We start from the raw sequence: 17660 nt of genomic DNA on the forward strand, positions 1-17660 counted from the left end.
GTTCAGGCCTGCAATGCCAGCACACCGGCCAGCAGGCTGATGCCGGCGGCCAGGCTGAGGTGGCGGCGCAGCGGCAGGTACCAGCTGGGCAGGTCCACGTCGCGGCACAGGCGCCGGTCTTGCAGATAGTGCAGCAGATAGCCCAGCAGCAGCGTGGCCACGCCGGGGGCTGCGGGCAGCAACACGGCAGGCCAGGCCAGCAGCGCCGGTACCACGCTCCACGCCATCATGCGGCTGCGACGGGTGGCATCCAGCCCCGGCAGCGTCATGGCAAAGCCCCAGTGCAGGGCGCCGACAAACGACAGGATCACCGCGCCGTACACCAGCAGCAGGCCAAACCAGAAGCCGGCGTGGCCGGCCGCCAGCCAGCACAGCGCGGCCAGGCTGACAAAGGGCAGGGCACCGCCGTACCCCAGCCAGGCGGCGGGGGCGGGCAAGCTTGCGGGGGCAGTATCGGAAGTCATGATGGCAGACCGGGGCAGCAGGAGTAACTGCCCTGATCTTAGAAACAGGCGCTCTTTTTGTCCAGTACAAAGCGTGGACAAAATAGCGTATTGCGGCCAACCCTGGCGCCGCGGGTGCGGCTTATTGCGGCAGGAAACGGATGCCGGTGCGGCGTACCAGCTCGTCGTAGGCCAGCATTTGCGGCTTGGCCACGTCGGCGTTGGCTACCCAGTACACCCACGACTTGCCGGCGCTCGGGTCGTACACCAGTTTGTATAGCGCATCCGGCACGCGCACCTTGCCGGCGTAGCGCGGCGCTTGCTGCGGGTCGAAATAGGGGCCGGTAAACACATACACCTCGCCACGGGCGCGCTGTACGTATTTGCGCGTGGCGGCCTCTACCGCACGAGCCCACACGCCACGGTTATTTTCCGGCACCTGCGGCACCATATTGGCCAGGCTGAAGCTTTGTGCCATCGCCGCCGGCGTGGTGCGCTGTGCCGCCGCCGCCATATGGCCGCGGTCGTAGCCGCTGCCGCGGTAGTCGGCCAGCGTGGCGCGCTCGCTGCTGCGCAAGCGCGCCTCTTCGTAAAAGCGGTCGGTGCGTTTTTCGTCCGCATCGGCCAGGCTGCGGGCGGACAGTTTTTCGGCGGCAAACAGCGGTGTGCGGCTATTACCGTCGTGCAGCACGGCAAAATCGTCAAAACACAGCTCGCGTACGCGGGCGTGCTGCAAGCTGGCGGCGATGGCCGGGGGCGTATTGCGGTAGAACAGCTGCGGGCAGTCGGCAAACTGGGTGGCTACTTGCGGGCCGCTGGGTTCGGGGTTGGCCGCAGGGGGGGCGGCAGGGCTCTGGAAGTGACCGGCGGCGGCGTAAACCAGGGCAACAAGCAGGGGCAACAGGGCAAGCGGCTTTTTCATGCAGGCAACAACAGCGGGAAAAGGCCGGCAATTCTATAGCAAGTTTTATCGCAAAGTTGTCTTGTTGCCCGTTTAATGCGGCGCTATCGGCGGCAGGCTTACACCAGCCCGCCCAAGCCGGCCGCGGCGCCTGCCGCCAGCAGCCATAGCGGGTTCAGCCGCGTGCGCCAGCTTAGCAGCGCGCAGCATGCCAGCAGCGCACCACCAGTAAGGGATAGCGGATGGCTGGCCGCCATCATCGCCACGCCGGCGCCGATCAGCCCCACCGTCAGCGGCGCCAGCCCGCTGTTGATGGCGGTGGTCAGCCGGCTGCCACGCGCCTGCTGCCACCAGCGCGCCACCCAGAAACTGAGCAGCGACGACGGCAGGCAAATGCCGATCAGGCTGACAATGGCGCCGGGCACGCCGGCTACCTTCCAGCCCACCAGGCTCACCACCAGCACGTTCGGCCCTGGCGCCGCCTGTGCCAGCGCAAACAGCGCGGCGAACTCCTGGCCGCTCATCCAGTGCAACTCGGACACCACCACACGGTGCAGCTCCGGCACGATGGCATTGGCGCCGCCTACCGCCAGCAACGAAAACTGCATAAACATCAGAAACAGGAAGATCAGCATGTCAGTGCCCCGCCTGCGGAAAACGCCACGCCAGCCCCACGGCCAGCGGCGCCAGTGCCAGCAGCACCAGCCATAGCGGCAACTGCACCACCGCTACTGCCGCGAAGGTCAGCCCCGCCAGTGCCCATGGCCGCCAGTGGCGCGGCAAGCGCGCAGCCAGTTTCAGTACCATGCCCAGCAACAAGCCGATGCCGGCCGGCGCCAGCCCGGCCAGTAGCTGCTGCAGCCACGGCGCTTGCTGGTAATGCTGGTATAGCGTGGCCAGCAGCAGGATCAGTGCCAGCGGCGCCAGCAGCAGCCCGGCCACCGCCAGCAGCGCGCCACGCGCGCCGTGGAAGCGGCTGCCGATGGCCACCGCCATATTGACGATATTGGGCCCGGGCAGGATCTGGCCCAGCGCCAGCAGCTCGGTAAATTCGGCGTCGCTCAGCCATTGGCGGCGCTGTACCAGCTGGTGCTGCGCTTGCGGCAGTACGCCGCCGAAGCCGCTGAGGCCGATGAGGAAAAAGCCGCCGAACAGCGCTTTTTTGTCGGGAATGATCAAGGTATCCATACCCCGTAGCGTAAGGCCGGCGGCAGGCCGGCACAAACGGCTTTTTCTGGCTTGGCTTGTGCGTTATTCTCACAAACATGAACCGCAAGCTACCGCCGCTGAATGCGCTGCGCGCCTTCGAAATGGCCGCCCGCTACCAAAGCCTGACCGCCGCCGCCGCGCAGCTGCACGTCACCCATAGCGCCGTCAGCCGCCAGGTGTCGTTGCTGGAAGACTGGCTGGGCCTGGCACTGTTTGAACGGGTTGGCCGCAGGCTACGGCTGACCGACGCCGGGCGGCAGTACCTGCCGGTGGTGCAGGCCGCGTTCGACAGCATTGCCAATGCTACTGAAAAACTCACAAACCAGAAGCCCAGGCTGTTGCGTATCAACGCCACCCCTACGCTGGCCATGCACTGGCTGCTGCCCAGGCTCACGCAGTTCCAGCGCCGCCACCCCGAGGTGGAGCTGCGGCTGGCCACCTCCGACGCCAGCATCAACAACCAGAACGCCGATTTCGACATCGCCATCCGCCGTGGCAACGACCACTGGCCCGGTTTTGTGTCGAACATTTTCCTGACCGAGCACGAGCTGCCGGTGGCCAGCCCGGCCTTGCTGGCGCGCCAGCCGTTGCCGGATGCCGCCGCGCTGGCACAGCACACGCTGCTGCACTCCGAAACGCGGCCGGTCGCGTGGGAGCGCTGGCTGGCCGCCGCCGGAGTGCCCGGCCTGGTACCTGCGGCCAAGCAGCATTTCGATCACTACTATCTGGCGCTGCAGGCGGCGGTGGACGGCATGGGCATCACGCTGGGGCCCAGGCCGGTGATAGACGAGCTGCTGGCCAGCGGCAAGTTGCAGATCGCGCTGCCCGGCCCGGCAGTGCGGGTACGCGGTTATTCGTGGGTGGTGCCGCTGGCGCTGGCAGAAGACCCGCTGTGCGCCGAGTTTTGCGCCTGGCTGGAAGACGAGGGCGGCACCTAGCGGGCAGGTTGGCCGCAGGCTGTACAACGCACAAGGCCGCAGCGGATGCTGCGGCCTTGTTGCTTGCCAGGGCGGGGCGCTTACAGGCGGAAGCGCGACACCATGCCGTGCAGGTGGCTGGACAGCTGGTGCAGCTCGTTCACCGTTTGCGTGGCGGTCTGGACTGCCTGGTCGGTTTCGATGGCCATGTGGTTGGCCACCTCGGCGGCGCGCGCCATTTCGGTGGTGGCGATCGACTGCTCGCGGGTGGCGTCGGCAATATCGCGGATGGTTTGCACCACGCGGCCAACTTCCTGCTCGATACCGGCAATCTCGGTGGCCACCTGGCGCGACGCGCCCACGCCGGACTGCACCGACTGCTGCGTGCTGTGCATATTGGCCAGCGCCGAATTCACGTCCTCGTGCGTGGCGTGGATCAGCTGGCCGATCTCTACCGTGGCCTTGGACGTGCGCTCGGCCAGCTTGCGCACTTCGTCGGCCACCACGGCAAAGCCGCGGCCCATTTCGCCGGCGCGGGCGGCTTCAATGGCCGCATTCAGCGCCAGCAGGTTGGTCTGGTCGGCAATGTCCTTGATCACGTTGATGATCTGGTCCATCTGCGCCGAACGCTGGCCCAGGCCGCCCAGGGTGGTGGCCAGCTCGCCCACGGCACAGGCAATGCCTTCGATACCATCGGCCAGCTCGCCTACCGACTGTGCCGACTGGCGCGAGGTGTGGCCGGTCTGTACCACCGATTCCTCGGCGCTGCCGGCGTTGCTGGCAATGTGGTTGATGCTGACGGTGATCTCTTCGATGGTGGCGGCGGTGGCGCTGGAGGCGTCGGCCTGCTGCTGCGAGTCGCTGGCCAGCTGGCGGGTGATGCCGTTCAGGTCGTCGATGCCGCCGTTCAGCGACACGGTGTGCTCGCGCACCTCCAGGAACATCTGGCGCAGGCTGCCGATGAAGCGGTTGAACGCCTGCGCGGTCTGGCCGATTTCGTCGCGGCTGTCGATCTGCAGCTGGTGGGTGAGGTCGCCCTGGCCGCTGGCCACGTCCAGCAGCGCGTCACGCAGGCGCACCAGGTTGGCCAGCAGGCGGTTCAGTGCCACATTGGCCAGCACGGTAGCGGCCACCGCCACGGCCAGGCCCGCCAGCACCAGCGTGATCAGCATCTGGTTCAGCGGTGCCAGCAGAATGTCTTTTTCCGCCACGGTGCCCAGCACCCAGTCGGTACCTTCCACCACAGCGAGCTCGGCGTAGAAGGCTTTGCCGTCGATGTCCACTTCGTGCAGCTGTGGCGTGCCATTGGCCGAGGCCAGCAAGCCGGTGTCAAAGCCGCTCATCACGTCGCCTACCGGTTTTAGCGTGCTGCCTTCGGCCGGGTGCACCACGATATGGCCGTCACGGGTGGCCAGGAAGGCGTAGCCGTCCCCGCGCAGCTTGATGCCATTTACCACGGCAATCAGACCTTCCAGCACGATATCGCCGCCGGCCACGCCCACCAGCTGGCCGTCACGCAGGATGGGGCTGGCCAGGGTGACACCCAGCTTGGCCGGGCTGGAAAACATATAGGGCTGGGTCAGCACCACGCCGCGCTTTTCGCTGGCCAGCTTGTACCAAGGGCGGGCGGTGGGGTCGTAGCCGGGCTTGGGCGGGCGGTTCGGGTCGTCGTAGCGCATGGCTTTGTCTTCGTAGCCGGCAAAGATCTGGTCGAAGCCGCCGGCGGCTTTGCCTTGCTCCAGGCTGGCATAAGGTGCGCTGGCGTCTTCTTTGCCCAGCCGGCCTGCCGTGGCGCGGATGGCGTCGCCACGCTGGCCTACCCAGCGGCCCAGTGCCTGGCTATTACCGGCAATGGCCGCGTTCAGTTCCTGCTCTACGCCGCGCACGATTTCCACGCGCATGCGCTGGTAAGCCAGCGCAGACAGTACGGCAATGGCGATGGCCAGCAGAATGGCCACAAAAAGCATGAGTCGCTGTTTAAGGGACATGGGGTGCCTCGTTGAATGACAAAGGGCGGCCGTTGCCTTGTATTGGCAGCGTGTCGCCCTGGGTGGGTGTGTGGAAAAACCGTGTTGCTTGTATTGTTATTTATCAAATAACCTGTCAAATAGTAACAAATTGTAAATAATATTACAGCTACATTCTGAGTTGGCCGCAGAAAACACCACGCCCCGCGCTGAGTCAACAGGCGGGGCGTGGTGCTTTGCTGCAGGTTCTTGCTACAGCCGCAGCTGCCGGCTGGTGGTTTTGCCGGCCAGCGCGTGGTCGTGGGTCACCAGCAGCAGCGCGCAGCCTATGCGCGCCAGCTCGTCCAGCAGGCAGTGCACGGTGTCCTGCTGGGTGAGCGGGTCCAGCCGCGAGGTGGGCTCGTCGGCAAACAGCAGCGCAGGCTGCAGCAGCAGGGTGCGGATCAGCGCCAGCCGTTGCAGCTCGCCGCCCGACACCTGCGACGGTTTGCGCGCCAGCAGGCCGGGCGACAAGCGCAGCCGGTGCAGCAGCGTTTCCAGGCTGGCCAAAGGTTGGCCGCAGTGTTGCAGTACGTCGTGCAGCGCGGTGTGCAGGCTAATGTGCGGCGCAAATGCCTGCACCGGGTCCTGGTACAGCTTTTGCCAAGCGGTGCGCGGCAAGCCGTCGCGGTAGCGCACGCTACCGTGGTCGGCACGGGTCAGCCCCAGCAGGATGTTGCCCAGCGTGCTTTTGCCGGCACCGCTGTCGGCCAGCAGGGCCACGCGCTCGCCGGCGGCAATATCGATGTCCACGTTGCGGAACAGCGCTTGGCTGCCGTAGGCCTTGGCCAGGCTGCGGCCCTGCAGCAGCCAGTCGCCCGGCGCCGGGTGCGCGATGGCGGGCCACGCTGGCGGCTCTGCGGCCAACAGCTGTTGCGTGTACGGGTGCTGCGGCTGCTGCAGTACCCGGCTGGCCGGGCCGTGCTCTACCACCTCGCCGCCGCGCATCACCAGCACCTGGCCGCCCAGCGTGCGCGCCAGCGCGATGTCGTGGGTGATGGTCAGCAGGCAGCGGCCGTCGGCCAGATGCTGTTGCAGCAGCTGCGCCAGCGTGGCGCAGGCGCGGTTGTCCAGCCCCTTGCTGGGTTCGTCGGCCAGCAGCAAGCCGGCGCCGCCCAGCGTGGCGGCAGCAAATGCCACCCGCTGCGCCATGCCACCCGACAGCTGGTGCGGGTAATGGCGCTGCGCCGCTTGCAGGCCCAGCCGCGCCAGTTGGCCGCGCGCCTCGGCCTGGGCGCTGCCGGCTTCGCCACGCCAGCCTTCCGCCACCTGCGGCAGTACCCGCATGGTGGGGTCCAGCGCGGTGGCCGGCTCTTGCGGCAGGATGGCCAGCTGCTGGCCCCACAGCGCGCGGCGGTTGGCCGCATCGGCCAGCGGCCACGTCTGGCTACCCTGGCGCAGCTGGCCACGGGCGCGCAGGCCGGCGGGCAGGGTGCCCATGATGGCGTGCGCCAGCAGCGATTTGCCGGAGCCGCTTTCGCCCAGCACGGTGAGTGCCTCGCCTGGGTACAGGGTGAGGTCCAGCGCCTGCAGCAGGCAGTGTTGTTGCTGGTAGACGGCTACGCCGTCCAGATGCAGGCTGTTCATCGTTTCACCTCCAGCGGGCGCAGCAGCACCAGTGCGGCCAGGGTCAGCGCCAGTACGGCTACCGGGGCCAGCACCAGCCGCGGTGCTTCGCTGTAATGCGGCAGGGCCTCTGTCATCATCAGGCCCAGCTCGGCCGCTGGTGGCTGCAGGCCGACGCCGACGTAGCCCAGTGTGGACAGCGCCAGGATGGCGGTGGCCATGCCGAAGCTGGCCATGGTCAGCAGCATGGGAGAGAGCTCCGGCCACAGGTGGCGGCGCACGATATAGCCGGGGCCAAAGCCCAGCAGGCGCGAGGCTTCCACGTGCGGGCTGGCCAGTACCAGCCGGCTGCGCGCCCGTGTCATGCGGAAGTATTCCACCCATTGCGCCAGCGCCAGCCCCAGGTACAGCGTGATAAAGCCGCCCTTGGCCATGGCGGAAAAAATCAGCACGATCAGCAGCCCCGGCAGCGCCAGCACGCCGTCGGCCACGCCGCGCAGCACGGTGTCGGTGAGGCCGCCGCGCCAGGCGGACAGCACGCCCAGCAGGCCGCCCAGCAGTGCGGCGCTCAGCACGCACAGCGCGGCCAACCCTAGCGATAGCCGGGTGGCACTGGCCACGCGCGCCATCACGCTGCGGCCCAGCTGGTCGCGACCCAGCGGCTCGGCCAGGCTGGGGCTGGCCAGAAACTGCATCAGGTCCTGGCGTGCCGGGTCCGGCCACAGCCAGGGGCCGGCCACGGCCAGCAGGACGATCAGCCCCAGCAGCAGCCAGGCCAGGCGGCGGTGCCAGGGTAATAAAGCAAGATAAGTCATTTACGGCTCCGCCGGGCCACGCGGGTCGATGGCCAGGCATAACAGGTCGGTGAGGGTATTGAGCAGCACGAACAGCCAGGCCAGCAGCAGGGTGCAGCCCTGGATCATCGGCACGTCGCGCCAGAACACGGCGTGCACCAGCGCGTGGCCGATGCCGGGCCAGGCAAACAGGCTTTCCACCACCACCACGCCTTCGATCAGCAGCACCAGCTGCACGCCGGCGTAGGCCACCACGGTGACGCCGATATTGCGCAGGCCGTGGCGCCAGAACGCCCGCCACGGCGACAGGCCTTTGGTGAGCGCAAAGCGGTAGTAGTCGGACTGCACCACCGCCAGCACGCTGTCGCGCACGATGCGCGCGGTGAGGCCTGAGAGGCCCAGCCCCAGCGTCAGCGCCGGCAGCAGCAGGTTGCCATCCTCACCGTGGCCGGCGGCCGGCACCCAGCCCAGCTGTACCGATAAACCCAGCATCAGCATCAGGCCCAGCAGGAACGGTGGCAGCGCCCGCAGCGCCACGCTCGCCAGCAGGGTCAGGCGGTCGGCCCAGCCGCCGGGCCGCAGGCCGCTGGCCAGCCCCAGTGGCAGGCCCAGCCCCAGGGCCAGCGCTACGCTGGCGGCGGCCAGCTGCAGCGTGGCGCCCAGGTGGTGGCCGATTTCCTCCAGCACCGCGCCGCCGGTCACCAGCGATTGCCCCAGCTGGCCGTGCGCCAGCTGTTGCAGCCAGTGGGCAAACTGCTGCCACGCCGGTTGCGCCAGCCCCAGCTCTTGCCGCACGGCGTCGGCAGCGGCGGCGTCTACGTAGTCGTAGCCGTAGCGGCCGGCGGCAATGCGGAACGCCATGTCACCCGGCAGCTGCTGCACCAGCACAAAGCACAGCGTGGCCACCAGCAGCGAGACCACCAGCGCCTGTATCAGCCGCTGGCCCAGCACGCGGGCCAGGCCGTGTTGCGTGATGGCGGCCATTTAGCGGCCCCAGCTCATGTCGCTCAGGCGGTAGCTGCGTTCTTGCGGGTCGAGGCTGACGCCGCGTAGTGCCTTGTTCACCGCCGCGCTCTGGCGGTACCAGGCTACCGGCAGCACCGGCAGCTCCTGTTGCAGGATGGTGGCCACTTTCAGCCGCGCGGCGGCGGCCAGGGCCGGCTTCAGCCCGCCCAGGCCCAGTGCGGCCAACTGTTGCGACAGCACGGCGTTCTGCCACTTCATCACGCCCCAGTCGGCGCCGTCGTCGGTGAAGTCACCCAGCAGCGTGACCAGCGGGTCCGGCACCAGCGCGTAGTTGCGCGCGTACAGCGCCAGCTCCAGCGTGCCGTCCTTGTGGCCGGCCGGAATCTCGCTGGCGTTGCCCACCTTCACCTGCACCGCCATGCCGGCCTGGCGCAGCTGTTCCTGCAGCGCGGTGGCAATCAGCGGCAGCTCGGGGCGGTCGGGGTAGGTGCGCAGCGTCAGCGCCAAGCGTTCGCCGTTGCGTACCAGCTGGCCGTCGGCGTCCGGCTTCCAGCCCTGCGCGGCAAAGCTGCGGCGCGCTTGCTCGGGCTGGTAGGCCAGCGCCGGCAGCGCCGGCTGGTGCCAGGCTTTCATGCTGGGCGGGAACAGCTGCGTGGCCGCCATCTGCGGGTCGCGCAGCAGCGCGGTGGCAATGGCCTGGCGGTTCAGGCTCTGGCTGATGGCCAGGCGCATGGCCGGAGTGTTCAGCCATTTGTGTCCGGCGTTGAACTTGATCTGGATGGCGCGCGGCAGCGTGGCGGACACGATGCTGACGCGCGGGCTGACTTGCAGCCGCGTAATGCTGACCGGGTCCAGGCCGAAGGCGATGTCGGCCTGGCCGCTTTCTGCCATCAGGGTGCGGCTTTCGGCGCGGCCGATGGCCTGGTAGCCCACCTCGGTAATGGCCGGCTTCTTGCCCTGCCAGCCGGCAAAGGCCTGCACGCTGACGCGTTGCGGCTGCTGCAGCTGGCTGATGCGGTACGGGCCGCTGCCGATGATGCTTTTTACGCTACCGTCGGCGGCGTACGACGCCGGTGCCAGCACCTGGGTATGGGTGTGGGCAAACACCGCCGGCAGCGGGGCAAACGGTTTGCTCAGCTGCACCACCACATCCTTGCCGTCGGCACGGATGGCGCTGATGGGGGCGTTTTCCAGCATGCCGGGCTTCTTGCGCGCTTTTTCCAGCGCCGCCACCACGTTGGCCGCGCTTACCGTGCTGCCGTCGTGAAAGCGTGCGCCGTCGCGCAGCGTGAAGCGCCAGCTTAGCTGGTCGCTACTGGCTTGCCAGCGGCTGGCCAGGCCGGGTTTGAGCGTGCCGGCGTTATCGGCGTCGACCAGGGTTTCGGCCACTTGCAAGCGGGTAAACAGAATGCCGCTGCTGGACGACGGGTCCAAGCTGTGGATTTCCCACGGGCCGATCAGGTTCAGCGCTTTGGCCTGGACAGACAGGCCGACAGCCAGCAGCAGGCTGCCGGCAATAAGGCGGGATTGCAGAGGGTGCATGGCGGGTTTTGGTTTTATCGAGAATTATTATCGTCCGTAATGCTATACAGTAACATTTTGTTTGGCAAGTGTGGTTTGCCGCATCGCAGCAGGTGGCATGGCGCGCCAAAAGCAGCAGCCCGGCGTGCACGCTGCAGGCCGGGCTGGGGCGAGGGTGGAAGGCCGCGCGCTGCTAGCCGCCATGCGGGCACAGCACGCTGTGGCCACTGGCCGTGTGGGCCTGGTGGATGGCCACGCCGAATACCGGCGCCAGCAGGGTAGGGGTAAGGATGTCGCGGGCGGGGCCGGCGGCCAGTAGCCGGCCGTGCTGCAGCAACAGCACGCGGTCGGCGTAGGCCAGCGCGGCGTTCAAATCGTGCAGCACCACCACGCAGGTAAGCTGGCGCGCCTGCGTTTGCTCGCGCACGCTGCGCATCACCTGCACCTGGTGTTGCAGGTCCAGCGCGCTGATCGGCTCGTCCAGCAGCAACAGGCCGGGCTGGCGCAGCAGCACCTGTGCCAGAAACACCATCTGGCGTTGGCCGCCGCTGAGCTCGCACAGCCGGCGTTCGGCCAGCGCACCCAGCCCCAGTGCGGCCAACTGTTGCTGTACCGCAGCGCGCTGTTCGGCGCTGACGCGCCAGCCCAATGCGCCGAGCTGCCCCAGCAGCACTGCTTCGGTCACGCTGAGGCGGCTGCGCGTGCTGCAGTCCTGCGGCAGGTAGCCGCAGGCCGCGTGCAGTTGGCCGCCGCGTTGCAGCGGCAGCGCCTGGCCCTGCCACTGCAGTTGGCCGCGTGCCGGCAGCAGGCCGGCCAGCGTTTTCAGCAGCGTGGTTTTGCCGCTGCCGTTGGGGCCCAGCAGGGCGGTGACTTCGCCCGGCCGCGCCTCGAACGACACATCGTGCAGGATGGCCTGGCGCCCCAGGCTGACGTTCAGTTGTTGTGCCTGCAGCATTACCACGCCCCCGGTTTGCTGCGCATCACCAGCAGCAGGAAGAACGGCACGCCGACGGCGGCGGTAACAATACCGATCGGAATCAGCGCCCCCGGCGACAGCCATTTGCCCAGCAGCGACGATAGCGACAGCAGCAGCGCGCCGCACAGCGCGGCGCCGGGCAGCAAGAGGCGCTGGTCTTCGCCCAGCAAAAAGCGCGCGATGTGCGGCGCGATCAGCCCGACAAAGCCGATGGTGCCGACAAAGGCCACCGCCGCGCCGGTGAGCAGCGACACGATGGCCAGCGCGCGCCAGCGCAGCGCCGTCACGTTGACGCCCAGGCTTTGCGCCCGCTCGTCCGACAGCCCCAGCGCGGTAAAGCGCCAGGCGTCGCGCAGCAGCAGCGGCAGGCACAGCGCCAGCACGGCCGCTACCAGCCCCAGCTTGGGCCAGCTGGCCTTGTACAGGCTGCCGAACAGCCAGAACACGATGGCCTGCAGCGCCTCGGGCGAGGCCAGGTATTGCAGCAGCGACAGCAGCGCCTGAAACAAAAACAGCAGCGCAATACCGCCCAGCACGTAGCTGTCGGCCTGGCCGCCCTTGGCGCGGCCGATGCCCAGCACCGCGCTGCAGGCAATGCCGGCAAACAGGAACGCCGCCAGCGGTATGGCGACGGTTTCCGGCAGCGGCAGCGCGCTGCCCAGCACGATCACCAGCGCCGCGCCAAAGCCGGCGCCAGCCGACACGCCCAGCGTGTAGCTGCTGGCCAGCGGGTTGTGCAGCACGGTCTGCATCACCAGCCCGGACAAGCCCAGCGCGGCGCCCACCAGCAGCGCCATCAGCGCCACCGGCAGGCGGATCTGCCACACGATCACGTCGCTGCCGCGCTCGGCGCCGCTACCGCTCAGCGCGGCAACCACTTCGCGCAGCGGCAGCATCGACGGGCCGCTGGCCACGTCCAGCAGCAGCGACAGCAGCAACATGCCGGCCATCAGCAACAGCATGGCCAGTGCGGGCGCCAGCCGGCGGGCGGCGGGCAGGGGCAGGCTCAGTGTGCTCACGGCTTCAGCGTTACCATCCAGCTACCGCTGTACTTCACCGGCAGGTAGCGCTCGTGGAACTGGCGCAGCTCGGCCACCGGGTTCACGTCGGCAAACTGCGCCGGGTACAGCTGCTTGGCGATGAACTGCATGGCGGTGTAGTCCACCAGCGTGCGCGCCAGGCCGTGGTCCAGCGTGTACAAGTGCTGTTGCTGCACGGCTTTCAGCGTGTCCCAGCCGGCGCGTTTGGTGTACGGCAGCAGTGTGGCGCGGGCGGTGGCGTCATCCGAGGCGTAGCCCAGCTTTACCGCCTTGGGGCGGTTCTGCCACGACGAGCCGGCGATGATCACGTGATCCGGGTTGGCCGCCAGCACCGCTTCCGGGTTCAGCGGGCCCCAGTTGGCGCTGATGCGGCCGTTGGCGATATTGTCGGCGCCCAGGTTGTCCAGCATCTGGCCCCACATGGTGTCGCGGTAGGTATTGCCGATGGTGTCGGCGCCGTCACGGCCCAGCTCCACGTACACCTTGGGCTTGGCGGTGGCCTTGGCGCGCGCGATGCGCACCATCACGTCCTGGTATTTCTTCTGGTACAGGCTGGCCAGTTCTTCGGCGCGCTGGTCGGCGCCCATTACCTTGCCCAGTACGCGGGTGCTGGCCAGGTGGCGTTCCAGCGTTTGCGCGTTGTAGTCCACCACCACGATGGGGATGCCGGCCGCACTCAGCTGCTGCGCCGCCGGGCCCAGCGCCTTGTAACCCCATTCCGGCAGGATCAGCACGTCGGGTTTCAGCGCGATCACTTTTTCGGCGCTGAAGCTGTTGTCGTCGGTAAAGCCCACGTCCGGCATGTCTTTCAGCTGCGGAATCACTTCTACATAGCGTGCCCAGTTGCCGGCGCGCCAGCCGGCCCAGCCGGTCTTGCTGATGCCTACTACGTTCTGCCACGCCTTGGCGCCGGCAATGGCGGTGAATTCTTCAAAGTGGAAGCCCAGTACCACGCGCTTGGCCGGCGCATCCACGGTGACTTCGCGGCCGCTGACGTCGGTGAACTTCACCGGTTTGGCCAGCAGGGAGGTGGCGGGCAGCAGGCACAGGGTGGCCAGCAGGATAGGGCGGTAAAAGGCAGGCATGCGGGGCTCCGGCAACGGAAGGAAAGGCCGGATTATCGGTAAACGTTGGCCGCGGCGCCTGCGGCATAGTGTCGCAGGGGTGCGGCCAGGTGTCGCAGCGTTTTTATACCGCGTTTACACCGCACCGCCACCATTTAGCACGATCTTTCGATGGCGCGCCCTACAGTGGCAGGGTCACTTCCCTTATCGAGGTCATCATGCAAGATCTGCTCTGGCTGGGCGGGCTGGCGCTGCTGTTTGGCAGCACTGTCGGCCTGCTGCGCGTTTATCACACTTTATCCGGCAGGAGGGCGTCATGACCCTGCTTACCCTGACTGCGGCCACCCTGGCCGTGCTGCTGGCCGGTTGGCTAGTGCATGCGCTGCTGCACGCGGAGGACCTGCCATGATGCTGCAATTTTATAGCCTGCTGGCTGTGTTCATGCTGCTGCTGACGCTGTCTGCACGCCCGATGGGCGCCTGGCTGGCACCGTTGGCCGCCGGGCAAGTTGGCCCGCGCTGGCAAACGCTGGACGCCGCGCTGCTGCGGCTGGCCGGTATCCGCGATAGCGGCATGGGCTGGCGCCAGTACGCGCTGGCGGTGCTGGTGTTCAACCTGCTGGGCGCGCTGCTGCTGTACGCGCTGCAACGCCTGCAAGGCCTGCTGCCGTTCAACCCGCAAGGCATGGGCGCGGTGGAGGCCGGTTCGGCGTTCAATACCGCTATCAGCTTTGTGACCAATACCAACTGGCAGGGCTACGCCGGTGAAAGCACGATGAGCTACTTCACCCAGATGGCCGGCCTGGCGGTGCAGAACTTCCTGTCTGCCGCTACCGGCATCGCGGTGGCGTTTGCACTGATGCGCGGCTTTACCCGCCGCGAAAGCACCGACCTGGGCAATTTCTGGGCCGACGTGCTGCGCGTGTCGGTCTACCTGCTGCTGCCGTTGTCGCTGCTGCTGGCGCTGGTATTTGTGCAGCAGGGCGTGCCGCAAACCTTGGCCGCGTATAGCGATTACAGCGCGCTGGCCGGCCACGCGCAGACGCTGGCGCTGGGCCCAGTGGCGTCGCAAGAAGCCATCAAGCTGCTGGGCACCAACGGCGGTGGCTTCTTTAATGCCAACTCGGCGCACCCGTTCGAAAACCCCACCGAGCTCGTCAACCTGCTGCAGATGCTGGCCATCTTTCTGATCCCTGCCGGGCTTACCCACGCCTTTGGCCGCCTGGCGGGTGACCGTCGCCAGGGCTGGGCGCTGTACGCGGCGATGAGCGTGATCTTCATCGCCTGCGCCAGCGGCGTGATGGCCGCCGAAAGCCAGGGCAACCCGCTGTTGGCCGCACTGGGCGTGGACGGCAGCAGCGGTAACTGGGAAGGCAAGGAAGTGCGCTTCGGCATGGCCGCCAGCAGCCTGTTCATTACCGTTACTACGGCCGCCAGCTGCGGCGCGGTGAACGCCATGCACGATTCGCTGACCGCGCTGGGCGGCATGCTGCCGATGTGGCTGATGCAGCTGGGCGAGGTGGTATTTGGCGGCGTGGGCTCTGGTCTGTACGGCATGCTGGTGTTTGCCGTGCTGGCGGTGTTCGTGGCCGGGCTGATGGTGGGCCGCACGCCGGAATACCTGGGCAAGAAAATCGAGGCGTTCGACATGAAGATGGTGGCGCTGGTGATCCTCACCACCCCGGCGCTGGTGCTGGCCGGCAGCGCTGCCAGCGTGCTGCTGGCGCCCGGCCTTGCCGGCCTGGCCAACCCTGGCGCGCACGGCTTCAGCGAGGTGCTGTACGCGTTCAGCTCGGCGGCCAACAACAACGGCAGCGCCTTTGCCGGCCTGTCGGCCAACACCCCGTACTACAACGCGCTGCTGGGCATCGCCATGTGGCTGGGCCGCTTTGCCGTCATCGTGCCGGTACTGGCGCTGGCCGGCAGCCTGGCGGCCAAAAAGACGCTGGCCACCACCAGCGGCAGCATGCCCACCCACGGCGGCCTGTTCATCGGCCTGCTGGTCGGCAGCGTACTGCTGGTGGGCGCATTGACCTATCTGCCGGCACTGGCGCTGGGCCCGGTGGCCGAGCACCTGATGATCTGGGCGCGTTAAGCAGGAGAGCAAAATGAGCGATAACAAAATCAGCCTGCCGCTGTTCGACCCGGCACTGCTGAAGCCGGCGCTGCGCGATAGCGTGCGCAAGCTGGCGCTGCGCGAGCAGCTGAAAAACCCGGTGATGTTCGTGGTGTACCTGGGCAGCGTGCTGTGCAGCGTACTGTGGGTGATGGCACTACAGGGCAAGGGCGACGCGCCGGCCTGGCTCACCGGCAGCATTGCCGTGTGGCTGTGGTTTACCGTGCTGTTTGCCAACTTTGCCGAGGCATTGGCCGAGGGCCGCAGCCGCGCCCAGGCCGCCAGCCTCAAAAGCCTGAAAAAAGCCACCATCGCCAAGAAGCTGGCCGCACCACAGCGCTACGGCGCCGCCTTTACCGTGGTGGACGCCAGCGACCTGCGCAAGGGCGATGTGGTACTGGTGCAGCACACCGACCTCATCCCCTGCGACGGCGAGATCATCGAGGGCATAGCCAGCGTGGACGAGTCGGCCATTACCGGCGAGTCGGCGCCGGTGATCCGCGAATCGGGCGGCGATTTCAGCTCGGTGACCGGCGGTACCCGCGTGCTGTCGGACTGGATCGTGGTGCGCGTCAGCGTGAACCCCGGTGAAACCTTCATCGACCGCATGATCGCGATGGTGGAAGGCGCCAAGCGCCGCAAGACGCCGAACGAGATTGCGCTCACCATCCTGCTGCTGGCGCTGACGCTGGTGTTCCTGATGGTAACGGTCACGCTGCTGCCGTTCTCGGTGTACAGCGTGGGCGCCGCCGGCAGCGGCGAGGTGATCTCGCTGCCGGTGCTGCTGGCGCTGCTGGTGTGCCTGATCCCCACCACCATCGGTGGCCTGCTGTCGGCCATCGGTGTGGCCGGCATGAGCCGGCTGATGGCGGCCAACGTCATCGCCACCAGCGGCCGCGCGGTGGAAGCCGCCGGCGACGTGGACGTGCTGCTGCTGGACAAGACCGGCACCATCACCTTCGGCAACCGTCAGGCCGCCGCCTTCATCGCCGCCGCCGGCAGCACGCCCACCGCGCTGGCCGAAGCCGCCTGGCTGGCCTCGCTGGCCGACGACACGCCGGAAGGCAAGAGCATCGTGGTGCTGGCGCAGCAGCAAACCCGCGCCGTGGCCCCGCACCACGACGGCGTGCTGAGCGAAAGCCAGCTGGGGCAGGGCACCTTGCAGGCCTTGCACCAGGGCCTGGTGCCGCCCGGCGCCAGCTTTGTGCCGTTTACCGCGCAGTCGCGCATGTCCGGCATCAACCTGGGCGAACGCCAGATCCGCAAAGGCGCCGCCGACGCCATCCGCCGCCATGTGCTGCAGCTGGGCGGCAGCTTCAGCCCGGCCCTGCAACAGCAGGTAGACGGCATCGCCAGCCGTGGCAGCACGCCGCTGGTGGTGGCCGAAGGCGCCCGCGTACTGGGCGTGGTGGAGCTGAAAGACGTGGTAAAGCCGGGCATCAAGCAGCGCTTTGCCCAGCTGCGGCAGATGGGCATCAAGACGGTGATGGTAACCGGTGACAACCGCCTGACCGCCGCCGCCATCGCCGCCGAAGCGGGCGTGGACGACTTCCTGGCCGAGGCCACGCCGGAAAACAAGCTGGCGCTGATCCGCGATTACCAGCAGCGCGGCCAACTGGTGGCCATGACCGGAGACGGCACCAACGACGCCCCGGCGCTGGCGCAGGCCGACGTGGCGGTGGCGATGAACAGCGGCACCCAGGCCGCGCGCGAGGCCGCCAATATGGTGGACCTCGACTCCAGCCCCACCAAGCTGATCCAGGTGGTGGAAATCGGCAAACAGATGCTGATGACGCGCGGCGCGCTCACCACCTTCAGCCTGGCCAACGACGTGGCCAAGTACTTCGCCATCATCCCGGCGGCGTTTGCCGGCACCTACCCGCAGCTGGGCTTGCTGAACGTGATGCAGCTGGCCAGCCCGGCGTCGGCGCTGCTGTCGGCGGTGATCTTCAACGCGCTGATCATCGTGGTGCTGATTCCGCTGGCACTGAAAGGCGTGCGCTACCGTGCGCTGGGCGCCGAGGCGCTGCTGCGCCGCAACCTGCTGGTGTACGGCCTGGGCGGCCTGCTGCTGCCCTTTGCCGGCATCAAGCTGATCGACATGCTGCTGGCCCTGCTGGGGCTGGTGTAACTCGTAGAAAG

General features: G+C 67.6%; 15 protein-coding genes. 3 read left to right on the forward strand and 12 right to left on the reverse strand.

From position 1 onward, the window contains the following. Positions 1 to 2: 2 nt before the first annotated feature. The 4 genes from PQU95_RS09735 to PQU95_RS09750 all read right to left on the reverse strand — a co-directional run bounded on the left by PQU95_RS09735 (position 3) and on the right by PQU95_RS09750 (position 2532). Positions 3 to 464 carry a DUF3429 domain-containing protein gene (locus PQU95_RS09735; RefSeq protein ID WP_272751804.1) on the reverse strand — a complete coding sequence of 154 codons (462 nt, stop codon included), beginning with the start codon at positions 462 to 464 and terminating at the stop codon, positions 3 to 5. 121 nt (positions 465 to 585) lie between these two features. Continuing rightward, a complete protein-coding gene (locus tag PQU95_RS09740; RefSeq protein WP_272751805.1) occupies positions 586 to 1365 on the reverse strand; it encodes a DNA/RNA non-specific endonuclease in 780 nt (259 codons plus the stop codon). A gap of 98 nt (positions 1366 to 1463) precedes the next feature. After that, complete coding sequence (locus tag PQU95_RS09745) at positions 1464 to 1979, reverse strand: chromate transporter (protein WP_272751806.1); 516 nt, start codon at positions 1977 to 1979, stop codon at positions 1464 to 1466. A gap of 1 nt (position 1980) precedes the next feature. Further along, a complete protein-coding gene (locus PQU95_RS09750) occupies positions 1981 to 2532 on the reverse strand; it encodes a chromate transporter (RefSeq protein WP_272751807.1) in 552 nt (183 codons plus the stop codon). A 77-nt stretch (positions 2533 to 2609) separates the two neighbouring features. On the opposite strand from PQU95_RS09750, the gene gcvA reads away from it, so the two are divergent. After that, positions 2610 to 3491: a transcriptional regulator GcvA gene (gcvA, locus tag PQU95_RS09755; RefSeq protein WP_272751808.1), complete on the forward strand. Its 882-nt coding sequence runs from the start codon at positions 2610 to 2612 to the stop codon at positions 3489 to 3491. 80 nt (positions 3492 to 3571) lie between these two features. Here the strand turns inward: gcvA and PQU95_RS09760 are convergent, their stop codons facing one another. The 8 genes from PQU95_RS09760 to PQU95_RS09795 all read right to left on the reverse strand — a co-directional run bounded on the left by PQU95_RS09760 (position 3572) and on the right by PQU95_RS09795 (position 13424). Beyond that, entirely contained in the window at positions 3572 to 5458 is a 1887-nt protein-coding gene (locus tag PQU95_RS09760; protein ID WP_272751809.1) for a methyl-accepting chemotaxis protein, read from the reverse strand. Between the two features lie 231 nt (positions 5459 to 5689). Next, a complete protein-coding gene (locus PQU95_RS09765; protein WP_272751810.1) occupies positions 5690 to 7063 on the reverse strand; it encodes an ABC transporter ATP-binding protein in 1374 nt (457 codons plus the stop codon). Beyond that, positions 7060 to 7857 carry an ABC transporter permease gene (locus tag PQU95_RS09770; protein WP_272751811.1) on the reverse strand — a complete coding sequence of 266 codons (798 nt, stop codon included), beginning with the start codon at positions 7855 to 7857 and terminating at the stop codon, positions 7060 to 7062. Before PQU95_RS09770 ends, PQU95_RS09765 begins: the two co-directional genes overlap by 4 nt. After that, positions 7858 to 8820: an ABC transporter permease gene (locus PQU95_RS09775; protein WP_272751812.1), complete on the reverse strand. Its 963-nt coding sequence runs from the start codon at positions 8818 to 8820 to the stop codon at positions 7858 to 7860. Then, positions 8821 to 10344 carry an ABC transporter substrate-binding protein gene (locus PQU95_RS09780; protein WP_272751813.1) on the reverse strand — a complete coding sequence of 508 codons (1524 nt, stop codon included), beginning with the start codon at positions 10342 to 10344 and terminating at the stop codon, positions 8821 to 8823. A 172-nt stretch (positions 10345 to 10516) separates the two neighbouring features. After that, entirely contained in the window at positions 10517 to 11278 is a 762-nt protein-coding gene (locus PQU95_RS09785) for an ABC transporter ATP-binding protein (protein WP_272751814.1), read from the reverse strand. Then, entirely contained in the window at positions 11278 to 12318 is a 1041-nt protein-coding gene (locus PQU95_RS09790) for a FecCD family ABC transporter permease (protein ID WP_272751815.1), read from the reverse strand. Before PQU95_RS09790 ends, PQU95_RS09785 begins: the two co-directional genes overlap by 1 nt. Beyond that, a complete protein-coding gene (locus PQU95_RS09795; protein WP_272751816.1) occupies positions 12315 to 13424 on the reverse strand; it encodes an ABC transporter substrate-binding protein in 1110 nt (369 codons plus the stop codon). Before PQU95_RS09795 ends, PQU95_RS09790 begins: the two co-directional genes overlap by 4 nt. Positions 13425 to 13808: 384 nt before the next feature. On the opposite strand from PQU95_RS09795, the gene kdpA reads away from it, so the two are divergent. Next, complete coding sequence (gene kdpA / locus PQU95_RS09800) at positions 13809 to 15497, forward strand: potassium-transporting ATPase subunit KdpA (protein WP_272751817.1); 1689 nt, start codon at positions 13809 to 13811, stop codon at positions 15495 to 15497. Between the two features lie 13 nt (positions 15498 to 15510). Beyond that, positions 15511 to 17649, forward strand: coding sequence for a potassium-transporting ATPase subunit KdpB (gene kdpB, locus PQU95_RS09805; protein WP_272751818.1), 2139 nt, complete (start codon positions 15511 to 15513; stop codon positions 17647 to 17649). Positions 17650 to 17660 lie beyond the last annotated feature (11 nt).

The sequence above is a fragment of the Vogesella aquatica genome (assembly GCF_028548455.1).
Classification (GTDB): domain Bacteria; phylum Pseudomonadota; class Gammaproteobacteria; order Burkholderiales; family Chromobacteriaceae; genus Vogesella; species Vogesella aquatica.

Excerpts from the sequence above, each read along its gene's own strand:
- PQU95_RS09735 (WP_272751804.1), bottom strand. The coding sequence starts at position 464 with ATGACTTCCGATACTGCCCCCGCAAGCTTGCCCGCCCCCGCCGCCTGG.
- PQU95_RS09740 (WP_272751805.1), bottom strand. The coding sequence starts at position 1,365 with ATGAAAAAGCCGCTTGCCCTGTTGCCCCTGCTTGTTGCCCTGGTTTAC.
- PQU95_RS09745 (WP_272751806.1), bottom strand. The coding sequence starts at position 1,979 with ATGCTGATCTTCCTGTTTCTGATGTTTATGCAGTTTTCGTTGCTGGCG.
- PQU95_RS09750 (WP_272751807.1), bottom strand. The coding sequence starts at position 2,532 with ATGGATACCTTGATCATTCCCGACAAAAAAGCGCTGTTCGGCGGCTTT.
- gcvA (WP_272751808.1), top strand. The coding sequence starts at position 2,610 with ATGAACCGCAAGCTACCGCCGCTGAATGCGCTGCGCGCCTTCGAAATG.
- PQU95_RS09760 (WP_272751809.1), bottom strand. The coding sequence starts at position 5,458 with ATGTCCCTTAAACAGCGACTCATGCTTTTTGTGGCCATTCTGCTGGCC.
- PQU95_RS09765 (WP_272751810.1), bottom strand. The coding sequence starts at position 7,063 with ATGAACAGCCTGCATCTGGACGGCGTAGCCGTCTACCAGCAACAACAC.
- PQU95_RS09770 (WP_272751811.1), bottom strand. The coding sequence starts at position 7,857 with ATGACTTATCTTGCTTTATTACCCTGGCACCGCCGCCTGGCCTGGCTG.
- PQU95_RS09775 (WP_272751812.1), bottom strand. The coding sequence starts at position 8,820 with ATGGCCGCCATCACGCAACACGGCCTGGCCCGCGTGCTGGGCCAGCGG.
- PQU95_RS09780 (WP_272751813.1), bottom strand. The coding sequence starts at position 10,344 with ATGCACCCTCTGCAATCCCGCCTTATTGCCGGCAGCCTGCTGCTGGCT.
- PQU95_RS09785 (WP_272751814.1), bottom strand. The coding sequence starts at position 11,278 with ATGCTGCAGGCACAACAACTGAACGTCAGCCTGGGGCGCCAGGCCATC.
- PQU95_RS09795 (WP_272751816.1), bottom strand. The coding sequence starts at position 13,424 with ATGCCTGCCTTTTACCGCCCTATCCTGCTGGCCACCCTGTGCCTGCTG.
- kdpA (WP_272751817.1), top strand. The coding sequence starts at position 13,809 with ATGATGCTGCAATTTTATAGCCTGCTGGCTGTGTTCATGCTGCTGCTG.
- kdpB (WP_272751818.1), top strand. The coding sequence starts at position 15,511 with ATGAGCGATAACAAAATCAGCCTGCCGCTGTTCGACCCGGCACTGCTG.